Here is an 18,403-nt window from a genome sequence, read left to right on the forward strand (position 1 = left end):
CCGGTCCCGTGTCCGAGGAGCGGGAGTCCGGCTCCGGCGGAGCGGGGTACCGCCGCGCCGACCACGAGTCCATGGACCCGGGCCCGGGCTCCGGCCCGGGGGACGTGGATCCGCCGGGCGGCTACCGGGCGGGGAGCGCCGAGCCCCGGCTGAACCGCGCCGTACACGAGCGGTATCCCCAGATCCGGCCGACCAGCGGCTGGGGAGACCCCCGGATCCGGCACACCGGGCCCGGCCCCGGGGCCGGTGGTGAGCAGGACCCGGCCCGCTCCGCCGGGCTCACCGCCCGGCTCGTACTCGTCCTGACCGCCGTCACCGGTCAGCTGTGGGGCCTGACCGTGGTCGTCGACGCCTGGATGTCGGGCCGGACGGAGACCGCCTGGTGGGGTGCGGGGTTCCTGTGTCTGTCGTTCCTCGTCGTCCTCGGACTGTGGGCCCTCGGCCCCGAGGACCGCTGAGCGCACCCGATCCGCCGCCGGCGCCGGGAACCGGGGCCGTGCGCCGTACCCTGGAGGCATGAGCACCGCCCCCGCCCCCGGACCGCGCGACGCGAAGGCCCCCCGGCAGCAGAATCCGAAGCCGGTCCTGGACTTCGACGATCCGCTGGACCAGCAGTCCGCGGACGATACGGACCGCGGGTGGGGTGAGCGGCCCCCGGCCGGTGCCGCGGCCGAAGGACTTGCCCGCTTCCTCGACGAGAAGCCGCCCCACCACCTGTGACCCGAGGGTCCGGCCCGCAGCGGCCGGATCAGATCCGAGGCCGCCCGGACGACGGTCCGGAACCGCCGTCGGACGCCGGACCCGAGCCCGCGGCGCCGCGCGACTGCGCCACCAGCGTGTCCCGGATCTCCTTGAGGACCTCCAGCTCCGACAGCTCGACGACCTCCTTCGTGCCTTCCTTCGCCGCGTCCCGGGCCGCCTTGCGGGCCAGGTACTTGGCCATCGGCAGGACCAGCAGGAAGTAGACGACCGCGGCCGTGATCAGGAAGCTCAGGATCGCGCCGAGCACCGAACCCCACATGATCTGGATGCCCTGCACCTCCCCGTTGACCACCTTGCAGGTGCCCTTGAGGCAGGAGCTGTAGGCGTCGAGGTCCTTGGTGCCGAAAGCGCCGACCAGAGGGTTGATGACACCCTTGACGACGGAGTTCACCACACTGGTGAACGCCGCGCCGATGACGACGGCGACCGCCAGGTCGATCACGTTGCCACGCATCAGGAAGGCCTTGAAGCCCTCCAGGAGGCTGACTTTCTGCTCGGTCTTCTCGGTCACCACTGAGCCCTTCGTTACGGAGGAGGAATACGGAGCCAAACCCTCCGCAACCTACGGCACCCAGTGGTCGCGCTGTCCAATTCCCGGTTACCAAGAGGCGCAACGCCGGTACGCCTGTGCGAGTTACGGGCGGGCGCCGCCGGTCCGGCGCGAAGGGCTTGAACGGTGTGAACGGCTTGAACGGTGTGATCGGCGACAGTGTGCCCGGCACGCCCGGGAACGGCATCATCGGCGAGGTCAGCACACCACCACCGCCAGCCGTGAGGTCGCCGCGGCACCGGCCAGGGCCGTGGCCGTCGGCCGGGGTACCGAGAGCACCACCAGCGCCCCGCCGACCGAACCGTCCGCCGGGGGTTCCGATGCCGCCGACGGCTCGGGCACCGCCGCCACCCGTACTCCCGACGCCACCACCCGGGCCCGCCCGGCCGCACCGGCACCCGCCGCGTCCGCCGAACCGAAGCTCCCGCCCGAACCCGGCCCCGCCGGGAGAGCCGGAGCGGCGATGACATCGACCAGATCACCGGGGCGCAGCAGCCCGACGGCCGCCGCGTCCGCGATCCGTACCGGCGCCGAGACCAGCCGCGGCGCCGGCGTCGCGGCCACCGGAGCCCTCGGCGCGCCCCGCGGCCCGCCGCCCGGGGGCGAGCCGCCGTCGGGACCCGTGGCGTCACGCGCTCCGGAGACGGCCACGGTCGCGGCCACCACCGCGAGCCCGGCCGCGACCACCCTCCCGCGCCGCCGCAGCGCCCTGCGCAGCCGGTGCACTCGGCCCCCGACCCGTACCGGCGGGAAGTCCGGCACGGGTCGGCGCCCGGGGACGGACGGCCCCGGGAGGAACCCGGGAGAGGGTGCCGGGCCGGTGCAAGGGGGAGCGGGGTTGGAGGAAACGGAGGAAACGAAGGAACCCGAAAGACCTGAAGAACCCGAAGAACCGGGAGAATCGGGAGAATCAGGGGAAAACGCTCGCGAGGGCATCGTCGTACACCGCCTGTCGTGTCGAGGCTCGTCCCGGCCGTCAGCGGCCGTGTGCCCTCACGATCCCCACTCTTCGCAAGCCCCGCCGGCGGCTGTGGACGACCGGGTGGCTGTGGACAACTCCGTCACCCACAGGAACCACTCCGTCCCCGGCCGCCCCTTCAACTCGTCCTCAGGGCAGTTCGATCCCCAGATTCCAGCCCTCGTGCACGTTCACGCACAGACAATCCCGTTCCGCGATCGCCGGAAGCTCCGCGACCGCGTCGAAGAGCACCTCCCGCAGACGTCCCACGTTCTCGCCGAAGACCCGCATCACCTCCGTATGGGAGACGCCCTCACCCGTCTCCGCGCCCGCGTCCAGGTCCGTGACCAGCGCCAGCGCCGTGTAGCAGAGCGCGAGTTCACGGGCGAGCACCGCCTCCGGGTGCCCGGTCATCCCCACGATCGCCCAGCCCTCGGACGCGAACCACCGCGACTCCGCCCTGCTGGAGAACCGCGGCCCCTCCACGACCACCAGAGCCCCGCCGTCCACCGGTTCCCACTCGCGGCCCCGCGCGGCCTTCATCGCCACGGCACGTCCCGCCGGGCAGTAGGGGTCCGCGAAGGAGGTGTGCACCACGTTCGGAACCGCTCCGTCCGCCCGGGGCTCGCCGTCGAAGTAGGTCTCCACGCGCGACTTGGTCCGGTCGACCACCTGATCGGGGACAACCAGCGTGCCCGGCCCGTACTCCGGCCGCAGTCCGCCCACCGCGCACGGCGACAGCACCTGTCGTACGCCGACCGAGCGCAGCGCCCACAGATTGGCGCGGTAGTTGATGCGGTGCGGCGGGACACGGTGGTCACGGCCGTGCCGGGGGAGGAACGCGACCTTCCGGCCGTGTACCTCGCCGAGGAAGAGGGAGTCGCTGGGGCTGCCGTAGGGCGTGTCCACGGCGACCTCGGTGACGTCCTCCAGGAAGGAGTAGAGCCCCGAGCCGCCGATTACGCCGATCTCTGCGTTCACGTTCACCATACCGATCACACTAGCGACGCGCGGTGGGGCCAGAACCCCGTACGCGTCCCGTAGTTCCGCCGCCGCGACCCCTTGAGGCCCGGGTGGCCATGGGGTCTTGCGGGCGCGGGTACGACGAAGACCCCGCCGTATCCCACGGACGGGGTCGTCGATCGAGATGAACTCCGCGAAAGCCTCAGGCGGCCGATGTGCTCGTCGAAGACGACGAGGACGAACTCGACGACGAAGCCGAGGAGGCCGACGACGAGGACGTCGATGTGGAGGAGGACGCCGACGTCTTCTCCGAACCGGAACCGGAACCGGAGCCCGAACCGGAGCCCGCGTTCTTCGACGCGGCGGCCGGGGACGAGCTGGACGACGAGCCGCGGCTGTCGTTCCGGTAGAAACCGGAGCCCTTGAAGACGATGCCGACCGCGGAGAACACCTTCTTCAGGCGTCCGTCGCACTGCGGGCACACGGTCAGGGCGTCGTCGGTGAACTTCTGCACCGCCTCGAGGCCCTCGCCGCATTCGGTGCACTGGTACTGGTAGGTCGGCACTTGTCTTCCTCCTGGCACTCTCACTCAGTGAGTGCTAACGACGGTCTATAGTGACCTATTCCTTCGCGTCAGTCCACCGGCACCCGCGACCGGTGATCCTTCCCACTCGTCCCACGGGCCGCTATACGGCCCCCTCCGAGGCCGCCGCCGGGCGGAACCAGTCGGTTGCGCAGGGTGAGCAGAGTGGCCAGGGCCAGCACTGTTCCGCCCAGCGGGACCAGGAATCCGGCGCTCGAACCGTGGGTGTCCGCCAGTTGGCCCGCCACCGTGACCGCGGCGGCCTGGCCGAGTGCGACGGCCCCGGTGAGCCAGGTGAAGGCCTCGGTCCTGGCCGATGCCGGGACGAGGGTGTCCACCAGGGTGTAGCCGCTGATCAGGGCCGGTGCGATAAAGAGGCCGACCAGCAGTCCGAAGGCGCCCAGCAGGATCACGGAGTGCAGCGACCACAGGACGGAGGCGCTGATGGCCAGGCCCACGTAACCGAGGATCATGCGGCGCAGCGGCCCCTTCTTCGCCGCGACGACCCCACAGGCGACACCGGCGAGCATGTTGCCCGCGGCGAAGGTCCCGTACAGGAGGCCGTTGACGCCGGGGTTGCCGATCTCCTCGGAGAAGGCGGTGAGGGAGACCTGCATGCCGCCGAAGACGGAGCCGATGCCCAGGAAGGCCACGACCAGGACGCGTACGCCGGGAACGGAGAGCGCGGAGGTACGTGCCCCACCGCGTCCCGCCGTCGCGTCCCGGCCGGCGACCGGCGGCTGCGTACGGTGCTGGGCGGCGAAGAGCAGACCGCCGACCAGGGTGAGCGCCGCCTCGGCGATCAGACCGGCGGCCGGGTGCACCTGGGTGCAGAGGGCCGTCGCCAGTACCGGGCCGACGACGAAGGTGAACTCGTCGGTGACGGATTCGAACGCGGCGGCCGTCGGCATCAGTGGCGAACCGTCGAGCCGGGCCGCCCACCGGGCCCGCACCATGGGCCCGATCTGCGGTACGGAGGCGCCGGTCGGGACGGCGGCGACGAAGAGCGCCCACAGGGGAGCCCCGGCCAGCGACAGGGCGATCAGCGTCGAGACGGACGCGGCGTGGACGACGACCCCGGGCAGCAGGACGGCCCGCTGTCCGAACCGGTCGGCCAGCCGGCCGCTCTGCGGGGCGAACAGCGCCATGGAGACACCGGCCGCCGCGGCGACCGCGCCCGCGCTGCCGTAGGAGCCGGTGGTGTCCTGGACGAGCAGGATGATGCCTATGGTCAGCATCGCGAAGGGTTGCCGGGCGACGAACCCGGGGAGCAGGAACGTCCACGCGCCGGGGGTGCGCAACAACTGTCCGTAGCCGGGGCGCTTCGTCCCGGCCGGTTCCGTACCTTCGGTACGTCCGGTGCCGGGGCGGCCGTCGCCGGTGTCGGTGACCGCGGAATCCACGGTCCGTGCCTTTCTGCCGCCTGGTAGCGCCCCCCTTGCCAGGCGGGGCGGCCGAGAGCTGTCCACTCGCGCGGATCTGCGGTAGATACCGGGGCCCGGTCCACAGAAGGGGACGTGCGAGGCTCCTGGCCGCCATACGGTCGCGCCAGCTCTGCGTCAGGCAGAGGTGGTCGATCAAAGGGTCAAGACGTGCCCTCATGGTAGCGGCTCACCCTGAACGCCGCGTTCCGGAACGGCCCGGGGCCTTCGGCCGGGAGCCCCCGGCCGCGGTCGCGCTTCTGCCGGATCCCGTGCCTCGTGCCCGCATCCGGCTTCCCGCGCTTCCCGCTCCCGGGGGCTCCCGGCCCCGTACAGCCGCGTACGGCCCTGTTCAGCCCGCACCTGCCTTCGTCAGCTCGCGGTGCCGAGCCATCCGGCCAGCTTGCCGCCCTGTCCGACGGCGAGCAGCCGCCGCTCCGCCGCGTCCCTGACCGGGTCCGTCGCCACCACCAGCAGTTCGTCCCCGCGCCGCAGCACGGTCGTCGGCAGCGGTACGAAACTCTTGCCGTCCCGGACGACGAGCGTCACCGCCGATCCGGCGGGCAGCCGCAGCTCGGCGACCTCCACACCGTGCATCCGCGAATCGTCCCCGATGGTGAGCGACAGCAGATGGCCGCGGAGCCGCTCCAGGGGCGCCGACTCGATTCCCAGGTCCGACGGTGCCCCGGGGCCCAGCTTCAGGGCCTTCGCCAGCCAGGGCAGCGTCGGTCCCTGGATCAGGGTGTAGACGACGACCAGGACGAAAACGATGTTGAAGACACGGGTGCTGTCCGCCACCCCCGACACCATGGGGATGGTGGCGAGGATGATGGGCACGGCCCCGCGCAGACCCGCCCACGACAGCAGGACCTGCTCCCGTTTGGAGATCCGGAACGGCAGCAGGGTGAGGAACACCGACACCGGCCGGGCCACCATGGTCAGCGCCAGCCCGATGAGCAGGGCCGGTACGAGGTCGTCGCCCAGTTCGTGCGGGGTGACCAGCAGCCCCAGCAGGACGAACATCCCGATCTGCGCGATCCAGCCGAGTCCCTCGGCGAAGCCCCGGCTGGCGGGCGCGTGCGGCAGCCGCGAGTTCCCGAGGACGACGGCGGCGAGATAGACGGCGAGGAAGCCGCTGCCGTGGGCCATGGCCCCGGCGGCGTACGCCATCACCGCGATGGCCATGACGGCGATCGGGTACAGGCCGGAGGCGGGCAGGGCGACGTGCCGGAGCCCGAAGGCGCCGAGGAAGCCGACCGCGAGGCCGATGGCCGCGCCGATGGCCAGTTCCAGCGCTATCTTCCCGACCAGCATGTACCAGTCGTCCACCGGGCCCGCGGTCGAGAAGGCGACGACGAGGATGACGACGGGGGCGTCGTTGAAGCCGGACTCGGCTTCGAGGACACCGGTGATCCGGGACGGCAGGGGCACCCTGCGCAGGACGGAGAAGACCGCGGCGGCGTCCGTCGACGAGACGACGGCGCCGATGATCAGCGCCTGGCGCCACTCCAGACCGACGAGATAGTGGGCGGCGGCGGCCGTGAGGCCCACGCTCACCGCGACACCGATGGTCGACAGCGCGACCGCTATGGGCAACGCGGGTTTGATCTCCTGCCATTTGGTGCCCAGACCGCCCTCGGCCAGGATCACCACCAGCGCGGCATAGCCGATCACCTGCGTCAGTTCGGCGTTGTTGAACGTGACGTTGAAGATGCCGTCCTGTCCTATGGCCACACCGATGCCCAGATACAGGAGCAGGCTCGGCAGGCCGCTGCGGGACGAGATGCGTACCGCGGCGACGGCGATCAGCAGCACGAGCGCGCCGCTGAACATGAGCTCGTTGAGGTCGTGGACAGTCAGTGGCCGATCCTTCCCCTCGCGCCTCTACGTGCCGGATCCAGATTCCGGGCGGCGACACTTCGTTACCTTACCTAATCTTTAACGTTTTCTTGACGCCTCCGATCGGATCGTCGCCCGGGGCCGCCAACTGCCGTGAATGGGGCGCAAGGTGGCGCTCCGGTCTGATAATCGGTGTGCACTTGTGGATGCCGCGTCGGGGGCGGAGGGCCGCTGCGCCTATGGTTGCTCCCAGCACTGCAGGACCAGCTTGCGCCTCGAAGGACAGCGATGCCCTCCAACACAACGGCCTCTTCCCCCAAGAAGAAGAAGGGGCGACGCGGTCGTCTGTTCGTGATCGTCCTGGTGCTGGCGCTGCTCGGCGGCGTCGGTTACGGCGGTTACTGGACCGTCGACACCGTTCGCGCCTCCTTCCCCCAGACCACGGGGAAGATCGAGATCCCCGGTCTGAAGGGGAGCGTCGACGTCAAGCGGGACGACTACGGCGTCCCGCAGATCTACGCCGACAGCGACGAGGACCTGTTCCGCGCCCAGGGATTCGTCCACGCCCAGGACCGCTTCTGGGAGATGGACGTCCGCCGCCATATGACGGCGGGCAGACTCTCCGAGATGTTCGGCTCCGGACAGGTCGAGACGGACTCCTTCCTGCGGACCCTGGGCTGGCACCGGGTCGCTCAGGAGGAGTACGACAAGAAGCTCTCGCCGGCCACGAAGAAGAACCTGGACGCGTACGCGGAGGGCGTCAACGCCTATCTGAAGGGCAAGGGGGGCAAGGAGCTCTCGGTCGAGTACGCGGCCCTGTCCTTCACCAACGACTACAAGCCCGAGCCGTGGACCCCGGTCGACTCGGTGGCCTGGCTCAAGGCGATGGCCTGGGACCTGCGCGGCAATATGCAGGACGAGATCGACCGGTCCCTGATGACGTCCCGGATGTCGCAGAAGCAGATCGATCAGCTGTATCCGAAGTATCCGTTCACCCGGAACAAGCCCGTGGTCGGCAACGGCGCGGTGGACGAGTCCGAGGGCGCGTTCGACCCCAAGGGGGAGCCCTCGGAGGGTTCGGAGGGTGACGGCAGCGCGATCGGCGGCGACGGCACCGGGTCGGACCCGGGCACGGGCGGCGCGTCATCGGACTCCGGTACGGCGGACGGCTCGGACACGGGAGACGGCACCGGGCTCTCCGGCAACAGCGGACCCGGCGACGGCTACAACGGCGGTACCGACGCCTCCGACGCCGTCGAGGGTGTGAACACCCAGCTCGCCGGGGTCTCCCGGGCCGTCGACGGCATCCCCGCCCTGCTCGGCCCCAACGGCGACGGCATCGGATCGAACTCCTGGGTCGTCTCCGGCAAGTACACGACCACCGGCAAGCCGCTGCTCGCCAACGACCCGCACTTGGCCCCCCAGCTGCCATCGGTCTGGTACCAGATGGGCCTGCACTGCCGGAAGGTCTCCAGCGCCTGCTCGTACGACACCGCGGGCTACACCTTCTCCGGCATGCCCGGTGTGATCATCGGCCACAACCAGGACATCGCCTGGGGCCTGACCAACCTCGGCGCCGACGTCACCGACCTGTATCTGGAGAAGATCTCCGGCGACAGCCGCGTCGCCGACGCCGAGGAGGGCCGCGAGGAGAAGCTGGTCGCCCGCAAGGAGGTCATCAAGGTCGCCGGCGGGGAGTCCCGGACGATCACCGTCCGGGAGACGGCCCAGGGCCGTCCGCTGATCTCCGACCGCAGCGACGAGCTGGAGGACGTCGGCGAGAAGGCCCCCGTCGACAACGACGCGCCCGACCGCGCCACCGGCTACGGCGTCTCCCTCCAGTGGACGGCGCTGGAGCCCGGCCGCTCCATGGACGCCGTCTTCGAGCTGAACCGCGCCAAGGACTTCGACAGCTTCCGCGCGGCGGCGGCCAAGTTCGAGGTGCCGTCGCAGAACCTGATCTACGCCGACAAGAGCGGCAAGATCGGCTACCAGGCCCCCGGCCGCGTCCCGGTCCGCGCCAAGGGCGACGGCACCCGGCCCGCGCCCGGCTGGGACCCCGGCTACCGCTGGCAGAAGGACCCCGTCCCGTTCGAGGAGATGCCGTTCGAGGAGGACCCGGAGCGGGGCTACATCGTCTCCGCCAACCAGGCCGTCATCGACGACTCGTACAAGCACCTGCTGACCAAGGACTGGGGATACGGAGCCCGCAGCCAGCGGATCAACGATCTGATCGAGCGGAAGATCGCGGACGGCGGGAAGATCTCCACCGAGGACATGCGGACCATGCAGATGGACAACAGGAGTGAGATCGCCACACTCCTCAACCCCATCCTGGTCAAGCTCGACATCAAGGACCCGAACGTCCGCGAGGCGCAGAAGCTGCTGGAGAGCTGGGACTTCAGCCAGGAACCTGACTCGGCGGCCGCCGCGTACTTCAACGCCGTCTGGCGCAACATCCTCAAGCTCGCGTTCGGCAACAAGCTGCCCAAGGAGCTGCGGGCCGAGGGCGACTGCCTGAGTGTCCGCCCGGCAGACGCGACGGGCCCGGACGACCAGATCGAGCCGGTCATCGAGTGCGGCACCCGGGACGGCGACTCGGCGCAGCCCGACGGCGGCGACCGCTGGTTCGAGGTGGTCCGCGGCATCCTCAAGGACGAGGACAACGCCTGGTGGCAGTCGCCCCCCAGCCGTACGGACAAGGCGACCAAGACCCGGGACGAGCTGTTCGCCCGCGCCATGGAGGACGCCCGCTGGGAGCTGACGGCCGAGCTGGGCAAGGACATGGACTCCTGGAACTGGGGGCGGCTGCACCAGCTGCAGCTGAAGAACCAGACCCTCGGCAAGGAGGGCCCCGGCCTGGTGAAGTACCTGCTCAACCGCGGCCCGTGGAATCTGGGCGGCGGCGAGGCGACGGTCAACGCCACCGGCTGGAACGCGGCCGCCGGATACGACGTCGTCTGGGTGCCGTCCATGCGGATGGTGGTCAACGTCGGCGACTGGGACAAGTCGCGGTGGATCAATCTGACCGGCGCGTCCGGGCACGCGTACAGCGCGCACTACACGGACCAGACGGATAAATGGGCCAAGGGCGAGCTGCTGGACTGGTCCTTCACGCCCGAGGCGGTGGAGGAGAACACGGTCGACACGCTCACCCTCACCCCGAAGTCGGGGAGCTGACCGAGGCCGGGCCCGGGGCCGGGGCCGAAGCCGTGGCCGGGGCAGTCGGGGCGATGGCCCCGGCCCGCCCCGGCCGGTCAGGGTCTTCCGACCGGTCAGGGTCTCCCCGGCTGGGCCCGGTCCTCGGCCGGGCCGCCGAAGCGCCGGACGCCCTCCGGTGTGACGACCGCGTGCACGGGGTGGTCGTGCGCCTCCTCCGGGACGCGTACGACCACCTCGTTCGCGTACAGCAGCACGACCAGGGGCGGCGGTACGGCGGCGGCCGCGAGCCGGGCCAGTACGCGGTCGTACGAACCGCCTCCCCGCCCCAGCCGCATACCGCGCCCGTCCACCGCGAGGCCGGGCAGCAGGACCGCGTCCGCCTCCCGTACGGCGCCGGGGCCGAGCCGGGGCCCCGCCGGCTCCAGCAGCCCCCGCCCGGCGCGCGCGAGCCGCTCCGGGCCCTCGTACACCGCCCAGTCGAGGTCGTCGTCGGGCAGCAGGACCGGCAGCAGAACCCGTACGCCCCGGGCGCGCAGCGCGTCCAGCAGGGCGCGGGTCCCGGGCTCCCGCCCCACGGAGACATACGCGGCCACGGTGCCGGCGCCGGTGAGTTCGGTCAGCTCCAGGGCGTGCCGGGACAGCTCGTGGGCGGCGGCCGCGGTCTGCTCCGGGGTCAGCCGGGCACGGGCTTCCAGCAGGGCACGGCGCAGGGCGCGCTTCTCGGCGACCGCGACCGCGACCGTGTCCCCACGCGTACCGCCGACCGCCCCCGCCCCCGCCTCCGCCTCGGCTCCCGCTTCCGCCTCCGCCTCGGCACCGGCCTCCGGAAGGGGCCCGGAGCCGTCCGCCGGGGCCGCCCGGTTTTCGGACAGTCCATCGGAACGTTTATGCCTCATCGACCGCTCACAAACCCCTCGTATACACCTTTACCGGCAGGAAGTTAACCGGAGTCTGATCTTCCCCAACATATGCACCGGATATTGTGCCGGGCATGACTGAGTCGAACCCCAGGATCAGCAAGGCGGTCATCCCCGCCGCCGGCCTCGGTACGCGCTTCCTGCCGGCCACCAAAGCCACTCCCAAAGAGATGCTGCCTGTCGTCGACAAACCGGCGATCCAGTACGTCGTCGAAGAGGCCGTCGCCGCCGGTCTCTCCGATGTACTCATGATCACAGGACGCAACAAGCGTCCCCTGGAGGACCACTTCGACCGCAACTACGAGCTGGAGGAGGCGCTCCGCCGCAAGGGCGACGAGCACCGGCTGGAAGCGGTCCAGGCATCCAGTGACCTCGCCACCATGCACTACGTCCGGCAGGGCGATCCGCGCGGCCTCGGCCACGCGGTCCTGTGTGCCGCGCCGCACGTCGGCGACCAGCCCTTCGCGGTCCTCCTCGGCGACGACCTGATCGACCCGCGCGACCCGCTGCTGGCGCGCATGGTCGACGTCCGGGAGCGCGAGGGCGGCAGTGTCGTCGCCCTCATGGAGGTCGATCCGTCCCAGATCCACCAGTACGGCTGCGCCGCCGTCGAGCCGACCGCCGACGCGGACGTCGTACGGGTCACCCAGCTCGTCGAGAAGCCCGAACGGGCCGAGGCGCCCAGCAACCTCGCCATCATCGGCCGGTACGTCCTCGACCCCGCCGTCTTCGCGATACTCCGTGAGACGGAACCGGGCCGGGGCAACGAGATCCAGCTCACCGACGCCCTCCAGAAACTGGCCGCCGACGAGAAGATCGGCGGACCGGTCCACGGGGTGGTCTTCAAGGGGCGGCGGTACGACACCGGTGACCGCGGGGACTATCTGCGGGCGATTGTCAGACTCGCGTGCGAACGTGATGATCTGGGACCGGAGTTCCGGGACTGGCTCCGGAGCTATGTGACCGAGGAGATGCAGCCGAATTGAGCGCGAGCGCGTTGAGCAGCAGCACGATCTGGTCGGTCGACGACCATCTGGGGGACATCCTCGCGGCGGTCCGGCCGCTCGACCCGATCGAGCTGCACCTGGCCGACGCCCAGGGCTGCGTCCTGGTCGAGGACGTCACCGTCCCCGTCGCCCTGCCACCCTTCGACAACAGTTCCATGGACGGGTACGCGGTCCGGGTCGCCGACGTCCAGGGCGCGACGGAGGAGTTCCCGGCCGAGCTGACGGTCGTCGGCGACATCGCCGCGGGCGGCGCCGCCCCGCCGGCGGTCGGCCCCGGCGAGGCCGCGCGAATCATGACGGGCGCCCCGCTGCCGCCGGGCGCGGAGGCGGTCGTCCCCGTCGAATGGACCGACGGGGGTACGGGCGGCGGCGCCGCGGTGGCGATGCTCCCCGCGGGGCGCGCGCCCCAGGGCGCGGGCGGTGAGGTGCGCGTCCACCGGCCGGTGTCCGCGGGCGCCCATGTCCGGGAGCGCGGCGGTGATGTGAGCGCCGGGGATCTCGCGCTCGCGCGCGGCACGGTCCTCGGCGCGCCGCAGATCGGGCTGCTCGCCGCGATCGGCCGCGGGACGGTGCGGGTGCGCCCGAGGCCGCGGGTGGTGGTGCTGTCGACCGGGAGCGAGCTGGTGCAGCCGGGTGAGGCGCTGGGCGAGGGGCAGATCTACGACTCCAACAGCTTCGCGCTCGCCGCCGCGGCGCGCGAGGCCGGGGCGATCGCGTACCGGGTCGGCGCCGTGACCGACGACGCCGACATCCTGCGCGCCACCATCGAGGACCAGTTGGTGCGCGCCGATCTCGTGGTCACCACGGGTGGGGTGAGTGTGGGGGCGTACGACGTGGTGAAGGAGGCGCTCTCGGAGGTCGGCGCGGACGGCGCGGACGGCGCGGGCGGTGCGGGCGGTGCGGGCGGTGCGGGCGACGGCGACGACACCGTTCAGCAGGGCAGCGGGGTCGACTTCCGTACGCTCGCGATGCAGCCGGGCAAGCCGCAGGGGTTCGGCACCGTCGGCCCGGAGCACACACCCCTGCTGGCCCTGCCCGGCAACCCGGTCTCCTCGTACGTCTCCTTCGAGATCTTCGTCCGCCCCGTGATCCGGACGCTGATGGGGATGCCGGAGGTCCACCGGCCCCGGATCCGGGCCCGGCTCGCGGCGGACGCCCCCCTGCGCTCGCCGGAGGGCCGCCGCCAGTTCCTGCGGGGCACGTACGACTCCGACGCCGGGACCGTCGCCCCCGTCGGCGGCGCGGGCTCCCACCTGGTGGCGGCGCTCGCCCACGCGGACTGCCTGATCGTGGTGCCGGAGGCGGACACCGCCGTCGAGCCCGGTGCCGATGTGGAGGTGGTCCTGCTCGGCTGACTCGGCCGCCCTGGGGGTACGGTGGCTGCGCGCACGCGCCCGTACGGGCCGTGACGACGACTTTCAGGGTTCCATTCAGGTGCGTACGGACTTACCGGTTGCGCGGCCCCCTCCGCCGCGCCCGGCCCGAACCGGAGCGGCGAGCGGCGAATGAGTACAGAAGCGGGCGGACTGACCCATATCGATGAGGCGGGGGCGGCCCGGATGGTCGACGTCTCCGCGAAAGACGTCACCACGCGGACCGCGCGGGCCACCGGCCGGGTCCTGGTCTCGTCCCGGGTGGTCGGACTCCTGCGGGGCGATGGCGTCCCCAAGGGCGACGCGCTCGCCACCGCCCGGATCGCCGGGATCATGGGCGCCAAGAAGACGCCCGAGCTGATCCCCCTCTGCCATCCGCTGGCGATCTCCGGTGTGAAGGTCGACCTCGCGGTCGCCGACGACGCCGTCGAGATCACGGCGACCGTGCGGACGACGGACCGTACGGGAGTGGAGATGGAGGCCCTGACCGCCGTCACGGTGGCCGGGCTCACGGTCGTGGACATGGTGAAGGCGGTCGACAAGACGGCGGTGATCACGGACGTGCGCGTGGAGGAGAAGACGGGCGGGAAGTCCGGCGACTGGAGCCGGACGTGAGCCGCGGCGGCGAGGTCCGCAGCCACGCCCACGGCCACGACCCCGGCAGCGCCCCGGCCCCGGCTCCGTCCGACGGCGCCCCGGCCCACGCACCGGCCGGGAGCGCCCCACCTGCGGCGGCCGGCGGCCGGGGCCGCGCCCTGGTGATCACGGCGTCCAACCGGGCGTCGGCGGGGGTGTACGAGGACCGGGGCGGCCCGCTGCTGGCCGAGGGCCTCGCCGCGCTCGGCTTCACCGTCGAAGGCCCCCGGGTGGTGCCCGACGGCGACCCGGTCGGCGAGGCCCTGCGTACGGGCGTCGCCGCGGGCTACGACGTGATCCTCACCACCGGGGGCACCGGCCTGTCGCCCACCGACCGCACCCCCGAGCAGACCCGGACCGTCCTCGACCGGGAGATCCCCGGCATCCCGGAGGCGATCCGCGCCTACGGCTCCGCGAAGGTGCCGACGGCCGCCCTGTCCCGGGGTCTGGCGGGTGTCGCCGGCCGTACGCTGGTGGTGAACCTCCCCGGTTCACCCGGTGGTGTACGGGACGGGCTGGCCGTCCTGGAGCGGATCCTGCCGCACGCGGTCGACCAGATCCGCGGCGCCGACCACGCCCCCGCCGCCGACCCTGCTCCCGCCGACGGGCAGGGCCACCGGGACGGCACCAGACCTTCGGGGAGCCGACGCTGAACGCCCCCTGGCCGGTGGTCCTGGCGGACGGCGATGTGGTCCTCCGCCCCATAAGGCTGCGCGACCAGCGCGCCTGGCGCGAGGTCAACCGGCGCAACCGCGACTGGCTGCGCCCCTGGGAGGCCACCATTCCGCCCCCGGCGCCCGGTGCGCCGCCCGCGCAACGCCCCACGTACCGCCAGATGGTCCGCCATCTGCGGGCGGAGGCGAACGCGGGCCGGATGCTGCCGTTCGTGATCGAGTACCGGGGTCTGCTGGTGGGGCAGCTCACGGTGGCCGGGATCACCTGGGGCTCCATGTGCTCGGGTCATGTCGGCTACTGGGTGGACCGGGAGGTCGCGGGCCGCGGGGTGATGCCGACGGCCGTGGCGCTCGTCACGGACCACTGTTTCCGCACCGTCGGACTCCACCGGATGGAGGTCTGCATTCGACCCGAGAACATCCCCAGCCGCCGGGTCGTGGAGAAACTCGGATTCCGTGAGGAAGGCCTGCGTCCTCGATATCTCCACATCGACGGCGCATGGCGTGACCACCTGGTGTTCGCCCTGACCGCGGAGGAAGTGCCCGAGGGCCTGCTCCACCGCTGGCGCCGGGCGCGCCCCGAGACACCCCAGAAATAAAAAACATGTTCGAATTCGATCCCCATGGTCATGTGATGATCCGAACAATCGCAAAAAAAGTCCGTCATATCAGCGGGATCAGGCGACACACCGGCCCAATTGGCGGATGTCCTTGCGAGAATCCCTCTACGGTGTGACCGTGAGCAGCAGCGGCCTCATCTACGCAGTCATCGTCGGGGCCTGGGCCGCCTACCTGGTGCCGATGTGGCTCCGCAGGCAGGACGAGCTGAACGAGGCACGTCCGACGGAACGCTTCTCCACCGCCATCCGGCTGCTGTCCGGCCGCGGGGCGATGGAGCGCCGATACGCCAAGGAGCTGCGGGAACGCGACCCGGAGCAGCCCGAGTCCGACGTCGACCCGGACGCCGTCACGGAGCATCTGAGCACCGTCGACGTCCGGGGCTTCGCCGCGCCCCGCACCGAGGTCCGCCTCCCGGACCACGCGCAGGCGCCCGCCCCGGCTCCCGGCGGCCAGGGACGACCGGCGCCCGGCGGCCCCGGACCGTCCGGATCGGGCGGCCCGGCCGCCGACCCGGCCGCGGCTCCCCGCCCGGCCGCCGGACGGCAGCGCCGCCCGCGCCCCAGCCGGGCCGCCGCCGAGCGCGCCCGCCGCAGCAAGGTGCTGGCCCGCCGGCGACGTACCACCGTCATGCTCTTCCTCGCCTTCACGGGGTGCTCCGTCGTGGCCGCGGTCGGCGGCCTGGGCTTCCTGTGGGCGCCCGCGGCGCCCGCGGTGCTCCTGAGCGTGTACATCGGCTATCTGCGCACCCAGGAACGGCGGCGCTTCGTGGTGGTCATGGACCGGCGCCGGGCCGAGGCGGCCGCGGCCCGCCTGCGCGAGACCCGCCAGCGGCCCGCGCCCCCGGCGCCCCGCGCGGAGCCCGCGGCCGAGCGCCCCGAATCCCTCCCGGAGCCCGAACCGGCCCCCGTCTCCCCGCAGGAGGCCGGGCGCCGCGCCCTCGTCGAGCAGACGGACCACGCGGAGTGGGTCGACCAGCAGCGCCACCGGGGCCCGGCCTCCGGCGACAGCTGGGACCCGGTCCCCGTACCGCTCCCCACCTATGTGACGGCCCCGGTCGCCCCGCGCGCGACGAGCGGGATCGACATGAACGACCCGGAGACCTGGAGCTCGGCCCGCTCCTCGACGGCCGACCCCACCCCGCAGCCGCCCCCGGCCCAGCCCCGCCCCGCACCCCGCCGCGGCGGCCGCGACCGGGGCCGCACCCCCCTCTTCGACCAGTACGCGGACGAGGACCGGCCCCGCGCCGCCAACGAGTGACCTGCGAAGGAACGGATTACCGAGCACTTCTGTCGAGGTGCTAAAGTTTCACTCGTTGCAAGGGCCTGTGGCGCAGTCCGGTAGCGCACCTCGTTCGCATCGAGGGGGTCAGGGGTTCGAATCCCCTCAGGTCCACAAGCAGCTCAGAACCCCTGGCGGGGATTCCCGCCAGGGGTTCTTTCGGCGTTGCGGGCGGGGCCCCGACGCGGTCGACGGATTCTTGGTCGTGCCGCGTGGGACGGGTGGGGTGCCGGTCTTCCCGATGGTGGCCGTTCACCGGGGGGATGCCGCGGTGAACGGCTCATCGGGACCGAGTGCGCCGAGCGTCGGCGGCTCAGCCGATCTGCCACTTCTGGTTCTTGCCGCCGTCACAGGTCCGCAGCTGGAGCCGGAATCCGGTCGGGCCGCCGAGGTTCACGGGCTCGACGCATTTGCCGGACCGCGGGTTCACCAAGGAACCATCGGTCCGGAGCTTGAAGGTCTGGGCCGCGTTGGACGAGCAGTCGGCGATCTGGACGGGCGTACCGTCGGCCGTCGCGCCTCCTGACACATCCATGCACGTCTTCTTCTGGTAGAGCGTCCACACCTTGCCGTCCGGGCGGAACTCGAACCGCTGACGTGCCTTGCCGGAGCAGGCGTCGAGCCGCAGGGGCGTGCCGTCGGTGACGGCCGCGCCGACGATGTCCAGGCAGCGGTTCGCGGCGAAGGCCATGACCTGGCCCTTGACCTTGCCGTCGTCGAGCTTCGGGGGGCGGGGGATCTCCGAGCCGCCTCCATCGGCCGGGCCCGGCGGGGCCTTCTCGACCCGGGGCTTCTTCGCCTTGTCCCCGCCGGTCGAGGGCGGCTGTCCGTCCGTCGCGCCGGAGCCGCCGTCCGAACCGGAGTTGGATCCCTTGCCGGGTGACGTACCGGGCTTCTGGACCGGCTCGCCCTTGCCGTCGGTCGTGCCGTCGCCGCCCTTGCCGTCCCCTGCCGACGCGTGGCCGTTCTCCCCGCCGTCCGGGGCGACGACATCGGCCGGACCGCCGCTTCCCGGCTGCCTCTGTTCACCGGCGGCGCCGGTGTCCTTCGCCGAGCCGGAGCCGGATCCGGATCCGTCCTTGTCCATCAGCGGGATCGTCACCAGTACGAGTCCCGTCACCGCGGCCGCGGCGGCGAGGGCGATCCACCCCCGCTTGCCCGGCTTCAGGCGGCGCCGGGGTTCCGAGGGGTCCGCGCCGACCAGTGGGGCGAGTTCTTCCGAGCCCGCGTCCCCCGCCGGAGGGACCGGCAGCGGCGGCCCGAACCCTCGCGGCGTCTCGAACGGGTCCGCAGGGTCGAGGCGTTCCGAAGGCGCGAAGCGCTGCGAGCGCTTGATGAACGGCTTCGACGGCGTGAACGGCTCGAAGGTGTCGGACGACCCGGATGGTTCGGACGGCTCGGATGCTCGGTTGTCGGGCTCGGGCGGCACATCAACTCCCGTGGTGTTCGGCTGCGGTGGTGCGAGGTCGGTGGCGGAGCGGCGGCCCGCCCCGGCGTGCCCGGGAACCACCACCGGGTGCGCACGGGTGCGACGAGTGACACCGGCTCACATTCACTGCCTAGGTGTATTGACCACGAGCGTTGTTGACGCTGGTTGGGTCTTGATCATGACGAAGACCTCCGGTGTGGTGAAGGTGTCTAAGCTGCACCGCACACGGA

At 71.9% G+C, this 18,403-nt stretch carries 17 protein-coding genes and 1 tRNA gene; 10 read left to right on the forward strand and 8 right to left on the reverse strand.

The annotated features are described in order from the left end of the window. Window positions 1–71: 71 nt before the first annotated feature. Together ACFXG1_RS10085 and ACFXG1_RS10090 are read left to right on the forward strand one after the other, a co-directional pair. Complete coding sequence (locus tag ACFXG1_RS10085) at window positions 72–458, forward strand: hypothetical protein (protein ID WP_384712973.1); 387 nt, start codon at window positions 72–74, stop codon at window positions 456–458. 58 nt (window positions 459–516) lie between these two features. Continuing rightward, a complete protein-coding gene (locus ACFXG1_RS10090; RefSeq protein WP_384741972.1) occupies window positions 517–720 on the forward strand; it encodes a hypothetical protein in 204 nt (67 codons plus the stop codon). Between the two features lie 28 nt (window positions 721–748). On the opposite strand, the gene mscL is transcribed toward ACFXG1_RS10090, so the two are convergent. The 6 genes from mscL to ACFXG1_RS10120 form a co-directional block, all read right to left on the reverse strand. Beyond that, window positions 749–1,273 (reverse strand): large conductance mechanosensitive channel protein MscL, encoded by a 525-nt coding sequence (gene mscL, locus ACFXG1_RS10095; protein WP_384712956.1) that lies wholly within the window; start codon window positions 1,271–1,273, stop codon window positions 749–751. Between the two features lie 237 nt (window positions 1,274–1,510). After that, a complete protein-coding gene (locus tag ACFXG1_RS10100; RefSeq protein WP_384741974.1) occupies window positions 1,511–2,074 on the reverse strand; it encodes an RcpC/CpaB family pilus assembly protein in 564 nt (187 codons plus the stop codon). A 346-nt stretch (window positions 2,075–2,420) separates the two neighbouring features. Continuing rightward, the gene (locus ACFXG1_RS10105) at window positions 2,421–3,260 is read right to left on the reverse strand and encodes an S-methyl-5'-thioadenosine phosphorylase (protein WP_384715292.1); all 840 of its coding nucleotides are present in this window, start codon (window positions 3,258–3,260) and stop codon (window positions 2,421–2,423) included. 175 nt (window positions 3,261–3,435) lie between these two features. Beyond that, window positions 3,436–3,798 carry an FmdB family zinc ribbon protein gene (locus tag ACFXG1_RS10110; protein WP_384715289.1) on the reverse strand — a complete coding sequence of 121 codons (363 nt, stop codon included), beginning with the start codon at window positions 3,796–3,798 and terminating at the stop codon, window positions 3,436–3,438. A gap of 68 nt (window positions 3,799–3,866) precedes the next feature. Then, window positions 3,867–5,120 (reverse strand): MFS transporter, encoded by a 1,254-nt coding sequence (locus ACFXG1_RS10115; protein WP_384715295.1) that lies wholly within the window; start codon window positions 5,118–5,120, stop codon window positions 3,867–3,869. A 489-nt stretch (window positions 5,121–5,609) separates the two neighbouring features. Then, entirely contained in the window at window positions 5,610–7,070 is a 1,461-nt protein-coding gene (locus ACFXG1_RS10120; protein WP_384715286.1) for a potassium/proton antiporter, read from the reverse strand. 294 nt (window positions 7,071–7,364) lie between these two features. Between ACFXG1_RS10120 and ACFXG1_RS10125 the strand changes: the two genes are divergently transcribed. Then, window positions 7,365–10,256: a penicillin acylase family protein gene (locus ACFXG1_RS10125; protein WP_384715283.1), complete on the forward strand. Its 2,892-nt coding sequence runs from the start codon at window positions 7,365–7,367 to the stop codon at window positions 10,254–10,256. Window positions 10,257–10,351: 95 nt separating this feature from the next. Here ACFXG1_RS10125 and ACFXG1_RS10130 read toward each other — a convergent pair whose 3' ends face one another. Further along, window positions 10,352–11,134 (reverse strand): 5-formyltetrahydrofolate cyclo-ligase, encoded by a 783-nt coding sequence (locus ACFXG1_RS10130; RefSeq protein ID WP_384741977.1) that lies wholly within the window; start codon window positions 11,132–11,134, stop codon window positions 10,352–10,354. A 95-nt stretch (window positions 11,135–11,229) separates the two neighbouring features. Here ACFXG1_RS10130 and galU point away from each other — a divergent pair, with 95 nt between their 5' ends. The 7 genes from galU (at window position 11,230) to ACFXG1_RS10165 (ending at window position 16,858) form a co-directional block, all read left to right on the forward strand. After that, entirely contained in the window at window positions 11,230–12,141 is a 912-nt protein-coding gene (galU, locus tag ACFXG1_RS10135; RefSeq protein ID WP_384719889.1) for a UTP--glucose-1-phosphate uridylyltransferase GalU, read from the forward strand. Then, window positions 12,138–13,517 carry a gephyrin-like molybdotransferase Glp gene (gene glp, locus ACFXG1_RS10140; RefSeq protein WP_384741980.1) on the forward strand — a complete coding sequence of 460 codons (1,380 nt, stop codon included), beginning with the start codon at window positions 12,138–12,140 and terminating at the stop codon, window positions 13,515–13,517. The genes galU and glp overlap by 4 nt, the downstream gene beginning before the upstream one ends. A gap of 150 nt (window positions 13,518–13,667) precedes the next feature. Then, window positions 13,668–14,150, forward strand: a complete 483-nt coding sequence (moaC, locus tag ACFXG1_RS10145; RefSeq protein WP_384721198.1) for a cyclic pyranopterin monophosphate synthase MoaC — start codon at window positions 13,668–13,670, stop codon at window positions 14,148–14,150. Next, window positions 14,147–14,824 carry a molybdenum cofactor biosynthesis protein B gene (locus ACFXG1_RS10150; RefSeq protein ID WP_384721194.1) on the forward strand — a complete coding sequence of 226 codons (678 nt, stop codon included), beginning with the start codon at window positions 14,147–14,149 and terminating at the stop codon, window positions 14,822–14,824. The genes moaC and ACFXG1_RS10150 overlap by 4 nt, the downstream gene beginning before the upstream one ends. Continuing rightward, on the forward strand, window positions 14,821–15,444 hold the full coding sequence (locus tag ACFXG1_RS10155) for a GNAT family N-acetyltransferase (protein WP_384721204.1): 624 nt from the start codon (window positions 14,821–14,823) through the stop codon (window positions 15,442–15,444). Before ACFXG1_RS10150 ends, ACFXG1_RS10155 begins: the two co-directional genes overlap by 4 nt. Before the next feature lie 139 nt (window positions 15,445–15,583). After that, on the forward strand, window positions 15,584–16,723 hold the full coding sequence (gene glpR / locus ACFXG1_RS10160) for a gephyrin-like molybdotransferase receptor GlpR (RefSeq protein ID WP_384741982.1): 1,140 nt from the start codon (window positions 15,584–15,586) through the stop codon (window positions 16,721–16,723). A 61-nt stretch (window positions 16,724–16,784) separates the two neighbouring features. Then, window positions 16,785–16,858, forward strand: a tRNA-Ala gene (locus tag ACFXG1_RS10165). A gap of 199 nt (window positions 16,859–17,057) precedes the next feature. Here ACFXG1_RS10165 and ACFXG1_RS10170 read toward each other — a convergent pair. After that, the gene (locus ACFXG1_RS10170; protein ID WP_384720515.1) at window positions 17,058–18,173 is read right to left on the reverse strand and encodes a ricin-type beta-trefoil lectin domain protein; all 1,116 of its coding nucleotides are present in this window, start codon (window positions 18,171–18,173) and stop codon (window positions 17,058–17,060) included. Between the last annotated feature and the right edge of the window lie 230 nt (window positions 18,174–18,403).

The organism is Streptomyces sp. NPDC059248, from assembly GCF_042753905.1.
Lineage (GTDB): Bacteria > Actinomycetota > Actinomycetes > Streptomycetales > Streptomycetaceae > Streptomyces.

Coding starts and splice junctions, on each gene's coding strand:
- ACFXG1_RS10085 (WP_384712973.1), top strand. CDS start 72: ATGGACCCGGGCCCGGGCTCCGGCCCGGGGGACGTGGATCCGCCGGGC.
- ACFXG1_RS10090 (WP_384741972.1), top strand. CDS start 517: ATGAGCACCGCCCCCGCCCCCGGACCGCGCGACGCGAAGGCCCCCCGG.
- ACFXG1_RS10105 (WP_384715292.1), bottom strand. CDS start 3,260: ATGGTGAACGTGAACGCAGAGATCGGCGTAATCGGCGGCTCGGGGCTC.
- ACFXG1_RS10120 (WP_384715286.1), bottom strand. CDS start 7,070: ATGTTCAGCGGCGCGCTCGTGCTGCTGATCGCCGTCGCCGCGGTACGC.
- ACFXG1_RS10125 (WP_384715283.1), top strand. CDS start 7,365: ATGCCCTCCAACACAACGGCCTCTTCCCCCAAGAAGAAGAAGGGGCGA.
- ACFXG1_RS10130 (WP_384741977.1), bottom strand. CDS start 11,134: ATGAGGCATAAACGTTCCGATGGACTGTCCGAAAACCGGGCGGCCCCG.
- galU (WP_384719889.1), top strand. CDS start 11,230: ATGACTGAGTCGAACCCCAGGATCAGCAAGGCGGTCATCCCCGCCGCC.
- moaC (WP_384721198.1), top strand. CDS start 13,668: ATGAGTACAGAAGCGGGCGGACTGACCCATATCGATGAGGCGGGGGCG.